The organism is Curtobacterium sp. MCBD17_021 (assembly GCF_003234525.1).
Taxonomy (GTDB): domain Bacteria; phylum Actinomycetota; class Actinomycetes; order Actinomycetales; family Microbacteriaceae; genus Curtobacterium.
Map to the genome: position 1 here is coordinate 43826 of NZ_QKTS01000016.1, position 18296 is coordinate 62121.

The following is an 18296-nucleotide window of genomic DNA, read 5'->3' on the forward strand; positions in this document are numbered from 1 at the left end:
CGACGTGGTCGGCGGTCCCCGCTCGGAGCCCGATGCGGACGGGGGACGTGCGTGGGCTCGGGGCAGGCCCGGCACCTCGGCGTGGCCTCGGCACCTCGGGGCGGGTTGCGCGGAACGCACCGTCGGTACCGGCCGTACCCTGTCGGATGTGCCAGACGACGAGGGACACCTGCCGGGGAGCGACCGGTTCGACCGGGTCGTCGTGGTGTTCCTCGACCACGTGCGACATGCTCGGCGGCTCAGCGAGCAGACCGTCCGGGCGTACCGCGCCGACCTCGAGGACCTCGTCGCCTTCGCAGCTGGACGGCAGGTCGAGCGGGTCGACGGCATCACCCTCGAGCTGCTCCGTGACTGGCTCTGGGCGGCGAACGAGCGAGGCCTCGCTCGGTCGACGATCGCCCGTCGGAGTGCTTCGGTCCGCGCGTTCACGCGGTGGGCGAGTGAGTCCGGCGTGCTCGCGGCGGATCCCGGGGTGCGGCTCCGAGCACCGAAGGGCGCCGCGCACCTGCCGCGTGTGGTCGCGCAGGACCAGGTCCGGGTCCTGCTCGACGGACTGGCTGCCCGGGCCGTCGGGGACGACCCCGGTGCCCTCCGCGACCGAGCGGCCGTCGAACTGCTCTACGCCGCCGGAGTCCGGGTGAGCGAGCTCGTCGGCTTGGACGTGGCGGACGTCGACCAGACGCGCTTGACCGTGCGCGTGTCGGGCAAGGGTGGGAAGGAGCGCGTGGTGCCGTTCGGGGTGCCGGCACGCGACGCGATCGAGGCGTGGCTCGAGCGCGGTCGGCCGGCGCTCCTCGTTACGGGCGCGGCGCAGACCCCTCCCGACGCCGCTCGGTGTCCCTCGGCCACGGACGCCCTGTTCCTCGGCGACCGGGGATCCCGTCTCGGCACGCGGAGCGCCTACCGACTCGTGGCCAGGGTCCTCGGGTCGCTCCCGGGCGAGGGACCGAGCGGACCGCACACCTTCCGACACACGGCGGCCACGCACCTGTTGGACGGGGGAGCCGACCTCCGTGCCGTGCAGGAGATGCTCGGGCACGCGAGCCTCGGGACCACGCAGATCTACACGCACGTGTCGTCCGCCCGGCTGCGGGAGGTCTACCGGACAGCGCACCCCCGCGCCTGACCGGACCGTCAGCGAGCCGGCCGCGGATGAGCTGCCCCGGGCAGCACGCCCTCGGGCAGCACGCCCTCGGGGAGCAGGACCGGCCAGCGGGGCGGTGGGAGGAACGGAAGCGGATCGACGTACCGCCCGTCGACGCGAGCACCGAGGTGCAGGCACGGAGTCTCCGGCGGGCAGTGCCCGGCGGAGACGACCCCGACCGGATCGCCGCGGTCGACCTGGTCACCCTTCCGGACCGATGGGCGCACCGGGTCGAGCGCGCTCACCAGCCCGCCGCCGTGGTCGATGGTCACGACCTGCCGACCACCGACCGATCCGGCGAACGCCACGGTCCCCGCGCCAGGGGCGGACACGGCGGTGCCAGGGGCGGCGACGACGTCGACGCCGCGGTGACCGGGTCCGTAGTCCGTCGCGGGGGCGTCCCACGGCCGCCACACGACGTGTCGGCTGGTCGGCCACGACCACCGCGAGGCCGCGGCGGTGACCGCCGGCGACGTCGGGTGCGAGCCGTGTGTCGCCGACGGTGCCCCGGCGGGAGCACCGGAGGTCGCTGCGGCAGCCGTGCTCGGCGCACCCGACACCACCCCGACCACCGGACTCACGACCGCGAGGGCCACCAGCACGACCACCCCGCACCACGTCGCCAGGGCGCGGACGAACCCGCGCCCTCCCGCGCCGACCCACATCCCGTCGTCCGGAGCGATCGCCGCCCCACGCACCACCGTCACCATGGTCCCGACACTGCCGTTCCCGGCACGGCCACGAGGCGGCCGAGCGCCGTCCTGTGGATGCCACTCCGAGCCTCCCGGCCGGTGGAGAGACGGGCACCACCACCCCGTCGATGTGCTCAGCCGCCCGTGAAGGGGTACTGTCGGCCCCGCTCCGGACACCGCAACGCCGCTCGGACGGCGATCCAGCCGACCGCCGGGGCACCGTGCACCACCCGGCACGGCGGCGGGAACCCAGGAGCATCGTGTCGACCAGGACAACCGAGCACGGCGAAGACCGTGCCTTCAAGGGGAAGGTCACCCTGTTCGCCATCGCGGCGGCGGTCGGTGGCTTCCTCTTCGGATTCGACTCGTCGGTCATCAACGGCGCGGTCGACGCGATCAAGGGGGAGTTCGACCTCTCCGACGGAGCCAGCGGCTTCGCGGTCGCCTCAGCCCTCATCGGCTGCGCGTTCGGCGCGTACTTCGCCGGCCGCCTGGCGGACCGCTTCGGCCGGACGCGCATCATGTTCTGGGCCGCCGTGCTGTTCTTCGTCTCGTCGATCGGCTCCGGCTTCGCCTTCGCCACGTGGGACTTCGTCATCTGGCGTCTCGTGGGCGGTCTCGGCATCGGCACCGCGTCGGTCATCGCGCCGGCCTACATCTCCGAGGTCTCCCCGAAGGCGATCCGCGGGCGTCTCGCGTCCTTCCAGCAGCTCGCCATCACGCTCGGCATCTTCGCCGCCCTGCTCTCCGACCAGTTCTTCGCGGTGACGGCGGGCGGCGCGTCCGAGGTCGTCCTCGGCCTGCCGGCCTGGCGCTGGATGTTCCTGGTCGGTGTGCTGCCGTCGGTCGTCTACGGCATCCTCGCGATCACCCTGCCGGAGTCGCCGCGGTACCTGCTCACCAAGGGCCGGAACGACGACGCTCGCGAGGTGATGGGCAAGATCGTCCCCCGTGACACCGTGAACACGAGCCTGGAGGAGATCCAGGACGGCATCAAGCAGGAAGCCAACGAGAAGAAGGGTTCCATCCGCGGCAACCGCTTCGGCCTCCAGCCCATCGTCTGGGTGGGCATCATCCTGGCCGTGCTGCAGCAGTTCGTCGGCATCAACGTGATCTTCTACTACTCGACCACGCTCTGGCAGGCCGTCGGGTTCAAGGAGGAGGACTCGTTCCTCATCTCCACGATCACCTCGGTCGTCAACGTCGCGGTCACGTTCATCGCGATCTTCCTCGTCGACAAGGTCGGCCGGAAGCCGCTGCTGGTCGCCGGTTCCGCGGGCATGTTCGTCTCGCTGACGATGGTCGCCATCGCGTTCTCGCAGGCCCGCATCGTCGACGGCGAGCCCTCGCTGCCGGGCGCGTGGGGCATCATCGCCCTCGTCTTCGCGAACCTGTTCGTCGTGTCGTTCGGCGCCACCTGGGGTCCGCTCATGTGGGTGCTGCTCGGCGAGATGTTCCCGAACCGCATCCGCGCGACGGCACTGGGTGTCGGATCGGCCGCCAACTGGATCGCGAACTTCATCGTCACGATCTCCTTCCCGGTCCTGTCCGGCTTCAACCTGACGGTCACGTACGGCATCTACGCCCTGTTCGCACTGCTGTCGCTGTTCTTCGTCATCGCGAAGATCCCGGAGACCAAGGGCCGCTCCCTCGAGGAGATGGGCATCAGCGCCGAGGGGGACACGGTCAGCGCCCGGTCCTGACCGCCCGACCGCGTCCTGGAGGCCCGGACCACGTCAGCCGATCGGCTCGCGTGGTCCGGGCCTCCTTTCTGTTACGCTCTCCTCAGCAGCGCGCTGGTCGCGCTGACTTCGCGTGTCCACCACCGCCGGCCTCCGGCGCGTCCTGCGACCATCGGTCCCGCTCTCGCGAGCGGGCGGTCGCACGGGCAGGACACCAGGGACCACGACCACCGGTCGTGATCGACACAACCGCAACCGTGCGCACGGCTCCAGTCCTGTGCGCCGAGAACAAGGAGGGACGGCATGGCCGTCGTCACCATCCGCCAGCTGCTCGACAGCGGCGTCCACTTCGGACACCAGACCCGTCGGTGGAACCCGAAGGTGAAGCGCTTCATCCTCGCCGAGCGCTCCGGCATCCACATCATCGACCTGCAGCAGTCGCTGGCCTTCATCGACCGCGCGTACGACTTCGTCAAGGAGACGGTCGCGCACGGTGGCACGATCCTCTTCGTGGGCACCAAGAAGCAGGCCCAGGGCTCCATCGCCGAGCAGGCGACCCGCGTCGGCCAGCCGTACGTCAACCAGCGTTGGCTCGGCGGTCTGCTCACGAACTTCCAGACGGTCTCCAAGCGCCTCGCGCGCATGAAGGAGCTCGAGGAGATCGACTTCGACGACACGACGAAGGGCTTCACCAAGAAGGAGCTCCTCATCAAGAAGCGCGAGCTGGACAAGCTCCACAAGACCCTCGGTGGTATCCGCAACCTCACGCGGACCCCGAGCGCGCTCTGGATCGTCGACACCAAGAAGGAGCACCTCGCCGTCGACGAGGCGCAGAAGCTCGGGATCCCGATCATCGGCATCCTCGACACCAACTGCGACCCGGACGAGATCACCTACCCGATCCCGGGCAACGACGACGCGATCCGCTCCGTCGGTCTCCTCACCCGCATCGTCGCTGACGCCGCGGCGGAGGGCCTGAAGACCCGCCACAACGGTGGCGACGAGGCCGAGGCCGAGCCGCTCGCCGAGTGGGAGCAGGAGCTCCTGTCCGGTGACGCCGCTGGCCAGACGCAGGGCGAGGGCGCCACCGTCCAGGAGAACGACGCCGACGCGCAGGTCGCAGCGAAGGAGATCGGCGAGCCGATCGCCGACGCCGACAAGAACGCCGAGCCGACGGCCGAGGCCGCGACGGCCGCGGAGACCACCCCCGCCGAGTGAGCACCAGGGGCGCCGGGCCGACACGGTCCGGCGCCCCTGCCTCGCTCTCCACTCTCCACACACGCACAGTCCAGAAAGGACTCCAGTCAATGGCAAACTTCACCGCTGCTGACGTGAAGAAGCTCCGCGAGGACCTCGGCGCCGGCATGATGGACGCCAAGAACGCCCTCGTCGAGGCTGACGGCGACTACGAGAAGGCCGTCGAACTGCTCCGCATCAAGGGTGCGAAGGCCGTCGCCAAGCGCGATGACCGCGCGACCTCCGAAGGCGTCGTGGTCGCTTCGGCCGACAACGGTGCCGCCACCGTCGTCGAGCTCGCGAGCGAGACCGACTTCGTCGCGAAGAACGAGAAGTTCACCACCCTCGCCGACAAGGTGCTCGGCGCGGTCGCCGCCGCCGGTGCCACCGACGTGGCGTCCGCCAACGCGGCTCCGCTCGACGGCAAGACGGTCCTCGAGGTCGTCAACGAGAGCGCGGCCGCGCTCGGCGAGAAGCTCGAGGTCCGCACGGTCCGCCGTGTCGAGGGCTCGTCCTTCGAGATCTACCTGCACAAGACGAGCCAGGACCTGCCGCCGCAGATCGCCGTCGTCGTCGCCTACGAGGGTGACAACGCCGCCGAGGCCCGTTCGATCGCGCAGCACGTCGCGTTCGCGAACCCGTCGTACCTCACGCGCGACGAGGTCCCGGCCGACGCGATCGAGAAGGAGCGCGCCACCGTCGAGGCGATCACGCGCGAGGAGGGCAAGCCCGAGGCTGCGCTCCCGAAGATCGTCGAGGGCCGCGTCAACGCCTTCATCAAGGGCATCTCGCTCCTCGACCAGGACTACGCGAAGGACAACAAGATCTCCGTCGCGAAGGCCGCCGAGAACGCCGGCATCACGATCCAGGGCTTCGCCCGCGTCAAGGTCGGCGCGTAACGAACCCATGACGGGGCCAGGAACCAACCGGTTCCTGGCCCCGTTGTCGTGCGCCCCGGCGCACCGAGTACATTTCCACGAGACCACGACGAAGGGTGCTTGACACATGACCGACGAGAAGACCGGACGCCGACGGGTCCTGCTGAAGCTCTCGGGAGAGGCGTTCGGCGCCGGTTCCCTGGGCGTGAACCCCGACGTCATCAGCACCATCGCCAAGGAGATCGCCGTCGCCGCCCGAGCGGTCGAGGTGGCCGTGGTGGTCGGCGGTGGCAACTTCTTCCGCGGCGCCGAGCTCTCGCAGCGGGGGATGGACCGGGGTCGAGCGGACTACATGGGCATGCTCGGAACCGTCATGAACGCCCTGGCGCTCCAGGACTTCCTCGAGCAGGCCGGTGCCGCCACCCGCGTGCAGTCGGCGATCAGCATGACGCAGGTCGCCGAGCAGTACATCCCGCGTCGCGCCGAGCGTCACCTCGAGAAGGGCCGTGTCGTCATCTTCGGCGCCGGTGCGGGCCTGCCGTACTTCTCGACCGACACCGTCGCCGCCCAGCGGGCGCTCGAGATCGGCGCGGACGAGGTCCTCGTCGCGAAGAACGGCGTCGACGGCGTCTACTCCGCCGATCCGAAGAAGGACCCCACCGCCGAGAAGCTGCACCACGTCACGTACCAGGACGCGCTGCTCCGGGGCCTCAAGGTCGTCGACGCCACCGCGTTCTCGCTGTGCATGGACAACGGCATGCCGATGCACGTGTTCGGCATGGAGGGCGAGGGCAACGTCCGCGCCGCGATCCAGGGCGAGCGCATCGGCACCGTCGTGAGCAACTGACCGGCGCACGACCGCCGACTGACTAGACTCGACCCGTACCGAAGGAGAACCACCGTGATCAGTGACGTCATGACCGAGGCGACCGAGAAGATGGCGAAGGCCGTCGACGTCGCGAAGGACGACTTCGCCACCGTCCGCACCGGCCGCATCAACGCCGCGCTCTTCCAGAAGATCCCGGTGGAGTACTACGGTTCGCCGACGCCCCTCGCGCAGCTGGCCTCGCTCCAGACGCCCGAGGCACGCACGCTCATCGTGACGCCCTACGACAAGACGGCGCTCAAGGAGATCGAGCGTGCGATCGCCACGTTCCCGAACCTCGGGGCGAGCCCGACGAACGACGGCGAGATCGTCCGCGTGACGATCCCGGAGCTCTCGGCGGAACGCCGCAAGGAGTTCGTGAAGATCGTCCGTGGCAAGGGCGAGGACCACAAGGTCGTGCTGCGCAACATCCGCCGCCGGGCGAAGGACGACCTCGATGCGCTGAAGGGCGAGGTGTCCGACGACGACATCGCCCGCAGCGACAAGGAGCTCGACGCGCTCACGAAGAAGCACGTCGACCAGATCGACGACGCGCTGAAGAAGAAGGAAGCCGAACTCCTCGAGGTCTGATGCGCCGTCCGGACCAGGGCGACGACCGCCCCACATCAGATGACCGCCGCATGACGGGGTTCCGACAGGACTTCGATGCGCGGGCGAGGGCGGCGCGGAGCGACTTCGAGGCGCAGATCCGTCAGCGCCGTGCGGAGTTCGGAGCGCGGAACGAAGCGCTCACCGCGCGGACCGGTCGGAACCTCCCGGCGGCCATCGCGATCGCACTCGCGTTCGCGGTGGTCATGCTCGGCTCGCTCTTGGTGTTCAAGCCGGTGTTCATGCTGGTCGCTGCGTTCCTGCTCGGGCTCGGCGTCTACGAACTCGCGAGTGCGATGCGCTTCGCCGGGCGTGACGTCCCGCGCATCCCGAGTGTCGCGGTCGCGGTGGGGACGGTCCCGGCTGCGTTCCTCGGCGGTCAGGACTGGGCGCTGTCCACGCTGCTCGGCGGCGTGGTGGTCATCTCGGTGTGGCGGCTCGTCGAGGTCGCGCTCTCGCGGTCGAGGCCGTCGGCACGGAACGTGTTCCGCGACCTCACGAACGGGTTGTTCGTCCAGGCGTACGTGACGCTGCTCGGTGCCTGCGTGGTGCTCCTGTCGGCGCAGGACCGGGGCGAACTCTGGGTGATCGCGTTCATCCTCGTGGTGGTCGCGGTCGACACCGGTGCCTACGCCACCGGGATCAACCTGGGCAAGCACCCGATGGCTCCGCGCATCAGCCCGAAGAAGACCTGGGAGGGCTTCGGGGGATCGGTCGCGGCGAGCATCGTCGTCGGCATCCTCGTGACCTGGCTGATGCTCGGCCTGCCCTGGTGGACGGGCATCATCCTCGGTGTGCTCATCTCCGGGTCCGCGACGCTCGGCGACCTGACGGAGTCGATGATCAAGCGCGACCTCGGCATCAAGGACATCTCGTCGTTCCTGCCGGGGCACGGCGGTCTGCTCGACCGGATCGACAGCATCCTGCCGTCCGCGGCGATCGCGTACCTGATGTACCTCGTCGTCGTCCGGTGACGCGAGCCTGAGGTCCTGTCCCGCGCGTCCAGGAAGTGCTCTGGCACAGGACTGGCACAATGGCGCCGTGCCTTCGACGTTCCCGACTGCCCCCCGCTCGGTCCTCGGCTACGACGCCGACGAGGTCGAGCGTTTCCTCGAGGACGCTCGCCGTGCCTACACGGCCAACGACAGCGCCCCGGGGATCGAAGCGGCCAAGATCCGCCGGACCGCCTTCTCGATGAAGAAGGGCGGCTACTCGACGCAGCACGTCGACGCCGCGCTGGAGCGGCTCGAGGACGCGTTCGCGGCGCGCGAGCGGGAGCGCGAGATCGCCGACATCGGGCAGAAGGCCTGGTACGCGGAGGCCCGTGGCAAGGCGTCCGACGTCGTCGCCCGACTCGGACGCCCCGACGGCCAGCGGTTCCAGCGGGTCAACTTCCTGACGACCGGGTACCACCCGAAGGACGTCGACGCATTCTCGCGTCGGCTGCACGGGTACTTCAAGGACGGCAAGCCACTGAGCCTGACCGAGGTCCGTTCGATCGTGTTCCGCCCGAAGCACGGCGGGTACCGCGAAGCGCAGGTCGATGCGCTCCTCGACGCGGTCGTCGAGGTCATGCTGGCGGTGCGCTGACCGCTCACGGTCGCCGGACCTCGCCCGGCGAGGCGTCCGCGTCGCCCGTCGAGAATCACCGTGCCCGGGTGCTTCGCTTTCCGTGATCGTTCCGTTATCCTGGACGGACTCATGGGCAGGCACACGGCAGACACTCGATCCGACCGCGGAACCCGCGAGCTGCACGATCACGCGATCGTCAGCGAGCGCCGAGCGGCGATGAACCGACCTCGCACGGCGGAGACCACGGTCGTCCGTCCCACCCCGACCCCGCAGGCGGAGCAGCGCGTCGCTCCCGTCATCGCCCCGGTGTCGGTCGCCGCGAACCGCGTGTCCGACGCCGATGCCGCGAACGCCGCGGCCGCGGTCGCTGCGCCGTCTGCTCGGATCGTCCGTCGTTCGCGTGCCCGGTCGCTCGCGCCGTCGAAGCCGACCACCCCGCGGTCGTTCAACGGCTTCGTCCGCCAGCGCTCCACGATCCCGGCCCTGTCGTTCTTCGCGGTGTCGGCGTTCGTCGGTGGCTCGCTGTTCAACCCGATGCAGACCGACGCCGCCACGGCCGCACCGGTGCTGGCTCCGGCGCCGATCGCCACCCCGCAGCAGTTCTCCGCGCACGGCACCTACGGTGACTTCGACGCCGCTCGCGACGGGTTCGACGTCGTCAAGCCAGCGCCGAAGCCGACGCCGACCCCCTCGGCCAGCGCGACGCCCGACGCGGACGACACGGCTGCCACGGCCACGGCGGACACCGAGTCGACCGACGACGCCCAGCCTGCAGCGAGCACGCCGCTCGCCGCCACCGCCGCGACCCCGGACCCGGGCAGTGCCCAGGCCATCGCGCAGCAGATGGTGACGGCCCGTGGCTGGGGCAACGACCAGTACAGCTGCCTGGTGTCCCTGTGGAACAAGGAGTCCGGCTGGCGGGTCAACGCCTACAACCCGAGCGGTGCGTACGGCATCCCGCAGTCGCTCCCGGGCAGCAAGATGGCCAGCGCCGGAGCCGACTGGCAGACGAACCCGGCCACGCAGATCACGTGGGGCCTCAACTACATCACCGGCGTCTACGGCACGCCCTGCGGTGCCTGGGCGCACAGCGTCTCCTACAACTGGTATTGATCGGCGGTCGCGGTGCCGCGGAGCAACCGGCCGCGTCGCCCGCGTGGCCGCGGTCACGAGGACGTGCCGGAGGGCGCGGGTCTCGAACGGCTGATGGGCGGCTGGCGCCGGACGGAGTTCCGGCGCGGCCGTGAGTGGTCCGTGCAGCCGATCTCGGCAGCGTCGGCGCAGAAGGAGTACCTGTGCCCCGGCTGCGGGCTAACGATCGAGCCCGGTACCGCACACGTCGTCGTGTGGCGAGCGGACGGCGTCCTCGGTGACGCCGCCGACCTCGCTGCCCGTCGGCACTGGCACCACCACTGCTGGAGCATCGCATGACGACCGAGCACACTGACGACGACTCGACGACCGTCGACGAGATCCGGTCCGGGACGGTACTGCCGGCCCGACGGTCCGACGTCGAGCTCGTCACCGACGACCACCTCACCCTCGTGGGGGAGCTCGCCGAACCGCTCGATCGTCCGGCGCGAGGGACCGTCGTCACACTGCACCCGCTGCCGACCGCGCACGGCTTCATGGACTCGCACGTGCTCAAGAAGGCTGCGGCTCGCCTGCCGGAGCTGGCTGACATCGCGGTCCTGCGCTTCAACTTCCGCTCGGTCACCTCACCGAGGGGGACCTCCGAGGGCAGCTTCGGTGACGGGGTGTCCGAAGGCTTCGACCTGCGAGCAGCCGTGACCGAGGTCGTCGACCGGGGCCTGCCGACACCGTGGCTCGTCGGGTGGTCCTTCGGGACGGAAGTCATCCTCAAGCACGCTCTCGAGCACGTCGGAGCCGGTCACGTGGCCGGCGTGGTCCTGCTCTCGCCACCGCTGCACCGCACGACCGACGACGAGCTCGCACGTTGGGCGGACGTCACCGTGCCGGTGGTCGCACTCGTGCCGGAGCACGACGACTTCCTCGTGCCCGACGCAGCTGCCCGCCGGTTCGCCATCGCACCGACGGTCCGGGTCGTCCCGGTCGCGGGCGCGAAGCACCTGTGGGTGGGGGAGAAGTACGTGCGGACCGTCCTCGACGCCGTCGCCGACCTCGTCGTGCCCGGCACTGCTCCGCTGCCGACGCACTGGGCGGCGTCGGGCGATCCGTCCTGAGCCGGACGCCCTGACGTCGTCGGACCGGGCTCGAGCGTGGTGCCCACCACGAGGACGCTCGCGGTGCACACCGGACACCTGCCGGCCAGCCGACCCGGTGCGGGGCGCTCAGCGCTCGGCGTCGTCTCCGGCCGGGACGGGTCGTCCGGCGACGCCCTGCTCGTCGATCACACCGGCCGCGTGGGTGAGGACGCCGCGGAGGTTCTCGAGGTAGCCGGCCACCGCCTCCCGTTCGGTGCGGATGGCGCCGAGGCGGTCCTCGGCCTCTGCCAGCAGGACCGCGGTGCGCTCCTCGGCATCGGCAACCAGTCGGTGTGCGCGCTCCTGGGCGTCGCGGACGAGGTCCGCCGCGCGCTCCTGCGCATCGCTCTCCTGCTGCCGAGCGAGGTCGGCGGCTTCCCGCTCGAGGCGGTCGGCGGTCTCGCGTGCGGCGGTGGCGCGGCGGGTCGCGTCGGCGAGCTGCAGGTTCGCTTCGTCGAGGTACTTCTGCGTCTCGGTCACCGTCGCACGGTGTCGCTCCAGGTACTCCTGCTCGGCGTCGTCGCGGCGTGCTGCCAGCTCTGTCTCGAGTGCTGCCCGGGCCTCGTCGCGCTCGCGCTCCACCGTCGCCCGGACCTCGTCGCGCTCCTGGGCGAGCGCGGCGCGCGCGGTGTCGATCTCCTGTCGCAGTGCCGTGCGCTCGGCGAACAGCTCGTCGAGCTCGGCGCTGCGACGGTCGGCGATCTCGGTGTCGACCTCGGCGTGCTCGCGCTCCCGACGAGCGGCGAGCTCGTTCTCGTGCTCGCGGGCGGCCCGCTCGGCAGCGGCCTCGGCTGCCGCGCGCTCCCGTTCGATGCGGGCGAGGTGCTCGGCGGTCTCGCGCTCGATCCGGTCCGTCGTCTCCTGGACACGACGGGCGTTCTCGGCCGCGGTCTGCTCGGTGTCGACGCGGAGCTGGGCGCGGGCCGCTTCGAGCTCCTGCTCGAGGGCGGTCCGGGCGCCTGCGAGTTCGCGCTCCCAGGCGGCTCGGGCAGCTGCGAGGTCCTCGTCGAGGTCGCGGCGGCGGTCGTCGATCTCCGCGGTGAGCTCGGCGCGTCGGCGCTCGACCTCGGCGGCCAGGTCGGCGCGTCCGGTCTCGAGTTCGAGTTCGAGGGCCCGGCGGGCTTCGCCGTGCTCGCGTTCCCACGCGGTGCGGGCCTCGGTCAGCGTGCGGTCGAGGGCGTCGCGGCGCGTGCGCTCCTCGCGGTCGAGGTCGTCGAGGCGGCGGGTCTGGTCGGCCTCGAAGACGCTGCGACGGTGCTCGGTCTCGCGGTCGAGATCGGCGGCGGCGCGACGGGCCTCGGCGGATTCGCGCTGTGCGGCCTCGCGCAGCTCGGCGACCTCGTGCTCGACCTGGGCGCGGAGCGCGTTCGTCTCGCGGATGGCGACCGATCGGACCTCGGCGGCCTCGGTGACCGCCGCACCGCGCAGGGCGGCCGCTTCGTTCCGGGCGTCCTGGACGAGGATGCCGGCTTCGGCTCGGGCGCGCTCCACGGTGTCGGCGGACTCGGCGCGCGCACGGGCCAGTTCGTTCGCCGCGCGCGTGCGGGCGTCCTCCAGGGTGTCGTGCGCTTCGTCACGGGCTTCGCGGAGCGTGCGCTCGGCCTCGGTGCGGCTCGTGGCACGCAGGCGCTGCGCGTCGATGTCCGCCTGGCTGATCAGTCGGGTGGACTGTTCCTCGGCGACACGCAGGGTCGACTCGAGTCGGGTACCGAGACCGCTGTAGGTCGGGGTGCCGGCCTCGTCGAGCTCGCCCTGCAGGTCGGAGACGCGGGACTGCAGGAGACGGATCTCCTTCGCCGCTTCGGCGCGGTCGGTGTTCGATTTGATGAGTTCGCGGCGGAGGTCGTTCAGAGCCCGTTCGACCTCGTCCTTGCGGTACCCCCGCAGCTCGGTCCCGAACTCTGCCTCGTCGTTCGCCACGTGTCGCTCCCTGTGGTCGTCCCGGACCGCCCCGTGCAGTCCGGACCCCGATTGTAGTGGTGCGCCCACGTGGGCCCCTGAGGCGTCGGGCAGAGCGCGGGGATGCGCCTCACAGCTGTCCTGGGTAACCTGGGCCGTTGTTTCGCGCGCCGATCCCCCCACCCCGGCGCGGAGGGAGAGAGTTCCGTGCGATTCGTCCTGGCGATCGTCAGCTTCGTCATCGGGGTGCTCCTCGTCGGCCTCGGCGTCGGGCAGCGGACCGTGTTTGCGCCCCCGTCCTCGATCGTCGCCGCGACGAGCGGGACCGCGTCCGCGCCGGTCACCGTCATCCCCGGCAGCGTGCTCAACGCCAACCCCGGGTACCAGCGCATCAACGTCTCCGGCGCGGACGAGGTCTTCGCCGCGTACGGGAAGACGTCCGACGTCGACGCCTGGGTCGGTGACGCCGCGCACACCACCCTGCGGTACGACGCCGACGACAGCTCCCTCGTCGGACGCACGACGGGCAGCGCGACCGAGGTGCCGGACCCGAAGGGCAGCGACCTCTGGTACCAGGAGTACGACGACGCCACCCAGTTCACCGTGCGGCTGCCCGCCGACGTGTCGCTCGTCCTCGCGTCCGACGGGTCGGACCCGGCGCCGTCGGACATCTCGGTGACCTGGCCGCGGGACACCGCCACGCCCTCGGTGGGTCCGCTCCTCACCATCGGCGGCCTGTTCGTCCTCGGCGGTGTCGTCCTCCTCATCTGGGCGTTCCTGCACCAGCGCCGTTCGCGTGGTCCGCGTCGTCGGAGCGGGGGTGGGCGACCGCCGCGCGTCCGCGCCTCCCGTCGTGCCGCTGCCGCCGGCGCACAGGTGCCCGCCCGGAGCCGGCGCGGGCGCCGGTCGTTCGTCGCCGTGCCCGTGCTCGTCGCCGGTGCGCTCGTGCTGAGCGGTTGCTCATCCGAGTACTGGCCGCAGGGCGGTGGTGATGCCGGGACGACCCCCACGCCCACCGCTTCAGCCACCGGTGCCGCGGCAGCGACGCCGGCGACCGCAGCGACGAAGCAGCAGATCTCCCGCATCGTCTCCCGCGTCGCCGAGGTGGCGGAGCAGGCCGACGCCGACAAGGACGCCGACCTCGCCGGGTCGCGGTTCGCCGGGCCGGCCCTCGAACTCCGGAAGGCGAACTACGCCATCCGCAACGCCGACGCCGAGGCCAAGGCGCTGCCGGCGATCGCGGCGGACGACGTCTGCGTGGCGCTGCCGGAGCAGACGGACACCTGGCCCCGGACGGTCTTCACGGTCGTGGCGGCGGACTGCTCCGACGCCGAGACGGCACCGCAGGCGTTGACGCTCGTGCAGCAGGACGCGCGCTCCGACTACAAGGTTGAGTACGCCGTCTCACTCGAGGCCGACGCGCAGCTGCCGTCGCTCGCTCCGACCTCCGTCGGCGCCGCGCAGCTCGCCCCGGACTCGAAGCTCCTCGCGCTCGCACCGGACCAGGTCGCAGCGGCGTACGGTGACATCCTGTCGAAGGACTCCGAGAGCGCCTCCGCCGACCTGTTCGCCGGCGAGGGCGACGACCTCCGCACCCGGATCGGGAAGTCCTACAAGGACGAGAAGGCGAAGTCGCTCCCGGACACGGCCGACATCGAGTACTCCTCCGAGGTGCCGGCCGGCACGCCACTCGCACTCGCGACGAACACCGCGGGCGCCCTGGTGTCGGTCGACCTCAACGAGATCGAGAAGGTCACGCCGACGGCCGACGGCGCGAAGGTCAACACCGAGGGTGCCGTGAAGGCGCTGTCCGGCGTCGACTCGAGCACGAAGGGCGTGACGGCGACCTACGGCGTGCAGTTGCTCTTCTCCGTGCCCCCGGTGGGCTCGGACGACAAGATAGAACTCCTCGGGTTCACCCAGGGCCTGATCGCAGCGAGTGAGGTGCAATGACCAACGTCCCCCCGACCCCGTCCAGCTTGCGTGGAGCGGTCGACCTCTCGTCCCTCGTCGACCGGGCGCAGCGGCCGCCGCAGGGTGCCGGCGCCCCGTCCGCCGGTGCGCCGTCCGGATCCGCAGCCGGTGTCCCGGCCGCCGGTGCCGGTCCCGCGGACGACGGCGTCGTGAGCGTCCCGTCCCTCGTGATGGACGTGACGGACCAGAGCTTCCAGGACATCGTCCAGCTCTCCACCGTCGTCCCCGTCATCGTGGACATCTGGGCCGAGTGGTGCGGTCCGTGCAAGCAGCTCTCCCCGGTCCTCGAACGTCTGACGGAGGAGTACGCGGGCCGACTCGTGCTGGCCAAGGTCGACGCGGACACGAACCCCCAGCTCGTGCAGGCGTTCCAGGCGCAGTCGATCCCGACCGTGGCCGCCGTCATCGGTGGTCGTCCGCTCGGCCTGTTCGTCGGCGCGCTGCCGGAGGCCGAGGTCCGTGACGTCCTCGAGCAGGTGCTCCAGGCCGCCGAGCAGAACGGCATCGCCGGCCGTGTACAGGTCGACGGCGCCGCGGACCCCGCCGCCGACGCCGAGCAGGGCGAACCGGAACCCGAACCGCTGCCGCCGCACCACCAGGCCGCGTACGACGCGATCGAGGCCGGCGACTACGCCACCGCGATCGCCGAGTACCGCACCGCGATCCTGCAGGACCCGCACGACCAGATGGCCGTGGCCGGTCTGGCGCAGGTGTCGCTGCTCGACCGGCTCTCCGGCAAGACCGCCGACGAGATCCGCGCAGCGGCCGGTGCCGGTCCGTCGGACGTCGCAGCGCAGCTCGCGGTCGCCGACCTGGACATCAGCGGTGGGCACGTCGAGGACGCGTTCGGACGGCTCCTCGACCTCGTCCCGACGGTGTTCGGCGACGACCGTGAAGCGCTCCGCGTGCGGCTGGTCGAGTACTTCGAGCTCATCGGTGCCGAGGACCCGCGCGTCGTCGCCGCCAGGCGGCGGCTCGCCAACGCGCTTTACTGAGCCGGACCGCGCGCGACGCGACACGAGCGAGACGGGAGGCCCGGTACCAGCTGGTACCGGGCCTCCCGTCTCGCTCTGCAGGGCGCTACTCGGCCAGGCGCAGCCAGACGGCACCCAGCGGGGGCACCACGAGGTTCGCCGAGGCCGGACGGCCGGCCCACGGGACGTCCTCGGCCTGCACCGCACCGAGGTTGCCCACACCGGACCCGCCGTACGCCGAGGCGTCGGTGTTGAGCACCTCGTTCCAGGTGCCTGCGGTCGGGAGGCCGAAGCGGTGCTCCACGGGGACGCCGGAGAAGTTGACGAACACGGCGATGCGCTCGTCGCCCGCCTTGCGCAGGAACCCGAGCGTCGAGTGCGGTGCGTCCCCGCCCTCGAGCCACTCGAAGCCGTCCTGCGTCGCGTCGTGCGTCCAGAGCGCCGGGTTGTCCTTGTAGACGCGGTTCAGCTCGGCGACGAGGTCCTGCACGCCGCGGTGCCCCGGGTCGTCGAGGAGCCACCAGTCGAGGCCGTTCGCCTCGCTCCACTCGGACGGCTGCGCGAACTCCTGGCCCATGAAGAGCAGCTGCTTGCCGGGGTGCGCCCACATGAAGGCCAGGTAGGCGCGGACGTTCGCGAGCTTCTGCCACTCGTCGCCGGGCATCTTGCCGTAGAGCGAGCCCTTGCCGTGCACGACCTCGTCGTGGCTGATCGGCAGGGTGAACTGCTCGCTGAAGGCGTAGACGAACGAGAACGTGATCTCGTCGTGGTGGTACGAGCGGTAGGCGGGGTCACGCTCGACGTACTGGAGCGTGTCGTGCATCCACCCCATGTTCCACTTCTGGCCGAAGCCGAGACCGCCGGCACTCGTCGGCTGCGTGACGCCCGGCCACGAGGTCGACTCCTCGGCGATCATCACGATGCCGGGGTAGCGCTTGTAGGCGGTCGCGTTGGTCTCCTGCAGGAGCGAGATCGCCTCGAGGTTCTCGCGGCCGCCGTGGATGTTCGGCAGCCACTCGGTGCGGGAGTAGTCGAGGTAGAGCATCGAGGCCACGGCGTCGACGCGGAGGCCGTCGATGTGGAACTCCTCGAGCCAGTACAGCGCGTTGGCCACGAGGAAGTTGCGCACCTGCGGCTGCCCGAAGTCGAACACGTGGGTGCCCCAGTCGAGCTGTTCGCCGCGGCGGGGGTCCGGGTGCTCGAACAGCGCGTAGCCGTCGAACTTCGCCAGTGCCCACTCGTCCTTCGGGAAGTGCCCGGGGACCCAGTCCATGATGACGCCGATGCCGGCGGAGTGCAGCCGGTCGATGAGGTACCGCAGGTCGTCGGGGGAGCCGAAGCGCGCCGTCGGCGAGTAGTAGCCGGTGACCTGGTAGCCCCACGAGCCGCCGAACGGGTGCTCGGCGAGCGGCAGGAACTCCACGTGCGTGAAGCCCGTGTACTGCATGTGCCCGATGAGGTCGTCCGCGACCTCCCGGTAGCTGAGGCCCGGACGCCACGAGCCGAGGTGCACCTCGTAGATGCTCATCGGGCGGTCGTGGGTGGTCGTGGCGGCGCGTTCGGCCATCCATCGGTCGTCGCCCTCGGACCACGTGTGGTGCGCACTCGTGATCACGGACGCGGTGAGCGGCGGCACCTCGGTGCGGCGGGCGAACGGGTCGGCCCGCTCCACCCAGCCGCTGTCGGTGAGGATCTGGAACTTGTACCGCTGGCCCTCGAGGGCACCCGGCCAGAACAGCTCCCAGACGCCGAGGTCGTTGAGGCGGCGCATCGCGGTGGTGCGGCCCTCCCAGCCCTCGAAGTCGCCGATCACGCGGACGGCGGTGGCGCGCGGTGCCCAGACGGCGAACGCGACGCCCTCGACGTCGTCCACGGTCCGCACGTGGGCGCCGAGGTGGTGCCAGAGCTGCTCGTCACGGCCCTCGCCGAAGAGGTGCAGGTCGAGTTCGCCGAGCGTGGGCGGGAAACGGTAGGCGTCGTCGGTGGTCCAGGTGTCGCCACCCTCGTAGTCGGCCTCGACGCGGTAGCGGCCGAGCTCGCCGGCGGTCGCTCCGGCCCAGACGCCCTCGCCCTCGTGGCGCAGTTCGACGTCGTCGCCGTCGGGACGGACGACACGGACCGCGGTCGCCAGGTGGCGGACCACGCGGACGCTCGTGCCGCCGTCGACGGCGTGCGGGCCGAGGACGTCGTGCGGCTGGGACCAGCGGCCCTCGGCGACCTGCTGGCGGATCCACTCGTCGACCGGTGCGGGGACCGGCTCGGTGGTGCTGGTGGTGCCCGCCGTGGTCGGCGCGGGGGCCACGGCCGTCCGGGAGGCGCTGGTCGCCTCCGCCCCGGTCGGCGCATCCGCGGCCAGGCCGCCGGCGAGCGTCGCCGACTCCGGCACGTCGCGCGAGGGCGACTCCGGCTGCGCGGCGGGCGCGCCCGGCAGGTCCTCGCCCGGAGCCGAGGTCTTCGGCTCGAAGCGCTCGGCGGCGCGTTCAGCGGGGGACTCGGTCGACCGGCGGGGGAGCGCGGGCGCGCCCGCCGCGCAGCCGGAGTCGCCC

The 18296-nt window shown here is 71.3% G+C and carries 16 protein-coding genes; 13 read left to right on the forward strand and 3 right to left on the reverse strand.

What is annotated here, in order from left to right:
- Positions 1 to 148: 148 nt before the first annotated feature.
- Positions 149 to 1126 carry a tyrosine recombinase XerC gene (locus tag DEI83_RS13580; protein ID WP_258371218.1) on the forward strand — a complete coding sequence of 326 codons (978 nt, stop codon included), beginning with the start codon at positions 149 to 151 and terminating at the stop codon, positions 1124 to 1126.
- A gap of 8 nt (positions 1127 to 1134) precedes the next feature.
- Here DEI83_RS13580 and DEI83_RS13585 read toward each other — a convergent pair whose 3' ends face one another.
- Entirely contained in the window at positions 1135 to 1845 is a 711-nt protein-coding gene (locus DEI83_RS13585) for a murein hydrolase activator EnvC (RefSeq protein WP_220036804.1), read from the reverse strand.
- Positions 1846 to 2096: 251 nt separating this feature from the next.
- Between DEI83_RS13585 and DEI83_RS13590 the strand changes: the two genes are divergently transcribed.
- From DEI83_RS13590 to DEI83_RS13635, 10 genes are all read left to right on the forward strand, one after another.
- Positions 2097 to 3539 (forward strand): sugar porter family MFS transporter, encoded by a 1443-nt coding sequence (locus DEI83_RS13590; RefSeq protein ID WP_258371219.1) that lies wholly within the window; start codon positions 2097 to 2099, stop codon positions 3537 to 3539.
- A 282-nt stretch (positions 3540 to 3821) separates the two neighbouring features.
- Positions 3822 to 4736: a 30S ribosomal protein S2 gene (gene rpsB, locus DEI83_RS13595; RefSeq protein ID WP_111082473.1), complete on the forward strand. Its 915-nt coding sequence runs from the start codon at positions 3822 to 3824 to the stop codon at positions 4734 to 4736.
- An 89-nt stretch (positions 4737 to 4825) separates the two neighbouring features.
- Positions 4826 to 5653 carry a translation elongation factor Ts gene (gene tsf, locus DEI83_RS13600; RefSeq protein WP_111082474.1) on the forward strand — a complete coding sequence of 276 codons (828 nt, stop codon included), beginning with the start codon at positions 4826 to 4828 and terminating at the stop codon, positions 5651 to 5653.
- A 106-nt stretch (positions 5654 to 5759) separates the two neighbouring features.
- A complete protein-coding gene (pyrH, locus tag DEI83_RS13605; RefSeq protein ID WP_111082475.1) occupies positions 5760 to 6479 on the forward strand; it encodes a UMP kinase in 720 nt (239 codons plus the stop codon).
- Positions 6480 to 6533: 54 nt separating this feature from the next.
- Positions 6534 to 7088, forward strand: a complete 555-nt coding sequence (frr, locus tag DEI83_RS13610) for a ribosome recycling factor (RefSeq protein WP_111082476.1) — start codon at positions 6534 to 6536, stop codon at positions 7086 to 7088.
- A gap of 50 nt (positions 7089 to 7138) precedes the next feature.
- Positions 7139 to 8080: a phosphatidate cytidylyltransferase gene (locus tag DEI83_RS13615; RefSeq protein ID WP_111082477.1), complete on the forward strand. Its 942-nt coding sequence runs from the start codon at positions 7139 to 7141 to the stop codon at positions 8078 to 8080.
- Between the two features lie 67 nt (positions 8081 to 8147).
- Positions 8148 to 8696 carry a DivIVA domain-containing protein gene (locus tag DEI83_RS13620; RefSeq protein ID WP_111082478.1) on the forward strand — a complete coding sequence of 183 codons (549 nt, stop codon included), beginning with the start codon at positions 8148 to 8150 and terminating at the stop codon, positions 8694 to 8696.
- A gap of 198 nt (positions 8697 to 8894) precedes the next feature.
- Positions 8895 to 9791: a lytic transglycosylase domain-containing protein gene (locus DEI83_RS16275; protein WP_258371220.1), complete on the forward strand. Its 897-nt coding sequence runs from the start codon at positions 8895 to 8897 to the stop codon at positions 9789 to 9791.
- Positions 9792 to 9803: 12 nt separating this feature from the next.
- A complete protein-coding gene (locus DEI83_RS13630; protein ID WP_181431230.1) occupies positions 9804 to 10109 on the forward strand; it encodes a hypothetical protein in 306 nt (101 codons plus the stop codon).
- The gene (locus tag DEI83_RS13635; RefSeq protein WP_111082479.1) at positions 10106 to 10882 is read left to right on the forward strand and encodes an alpha/beta hydrolase; all 777 of its coding nucleotides are present in this window, start codon (positions 10106 to 10108) and stop codon (positions 10880 to 10882) included. The genes DEI83_RS13630 and DEI83_RS13635 overlap by 4 nt, the downstream gene beginning before the upstream one ends.
- 108 nt (positions 10883 to 10990) lie before the next feature.
- On the opposite strand, the gene DEI83_RS13640 is transcribed toward DEI83_RS13635, so the two are convergent.
- Complete coding sequence (locus DEI83_RS13640) at positions 10991 to 12823, reverse strand: hypothetical protein (protein ID WP_111082480.1); 1833 nt, start codon at positions 12821 to 12823, stop codon at positions 10991 to 10993.
- A gap of 186 nt (positions 12824 to 13009) precedes the next feature.
- On the opposite strand from DEI83_RS13640, the gene DEI83_RS13645 reads away from it, so the two are divergent.
- The gene (locus tag DEI83_RS13645) at positions 13010 to 14755 is read left to right on the forward strand and encodes a hypothetical protein (protein ID WP_111082481.1); all 1746 of its coding nucleotides are present in this window, start codon (positions 13010 to 13012) and stop codon (positions 14753 to 14755) included.
- Positions 14752 to 15771, forward strand: coding sequence for a tetratricopeptide repeat protein (locus DEI83_RS13650; protein WP_111082482.1), 1020 nt, complete (start codon positions 14752 to 14754; stop codon positions 15769 to 15771). The genes DEI83_RS13645 and DEI83_RS13650 overlap by 4 nt, the downstream gene beginning before the upstream one ends.
- Before the next feature lie 85 nt (positions 15772 to 15856).
- On the opposite strand, the gene glgB is transcribed toward DEI83_RS13650, so the two are convergent.
- Positions 15857 to 18052: a 1,4-alpha-glucan branching protein GlgB gene (glgB, locus tag DEI83_RS13655; RefSeq protein WP_111082494.1), complete on the reverse strand. Its 2196-nt coding sequence runs from the start codon at positions 18050 to 18052 to the stop codon at positions 15857 to 15859.
- Positions 18053 to 18296: the final 244 nt, after the last annotated feature.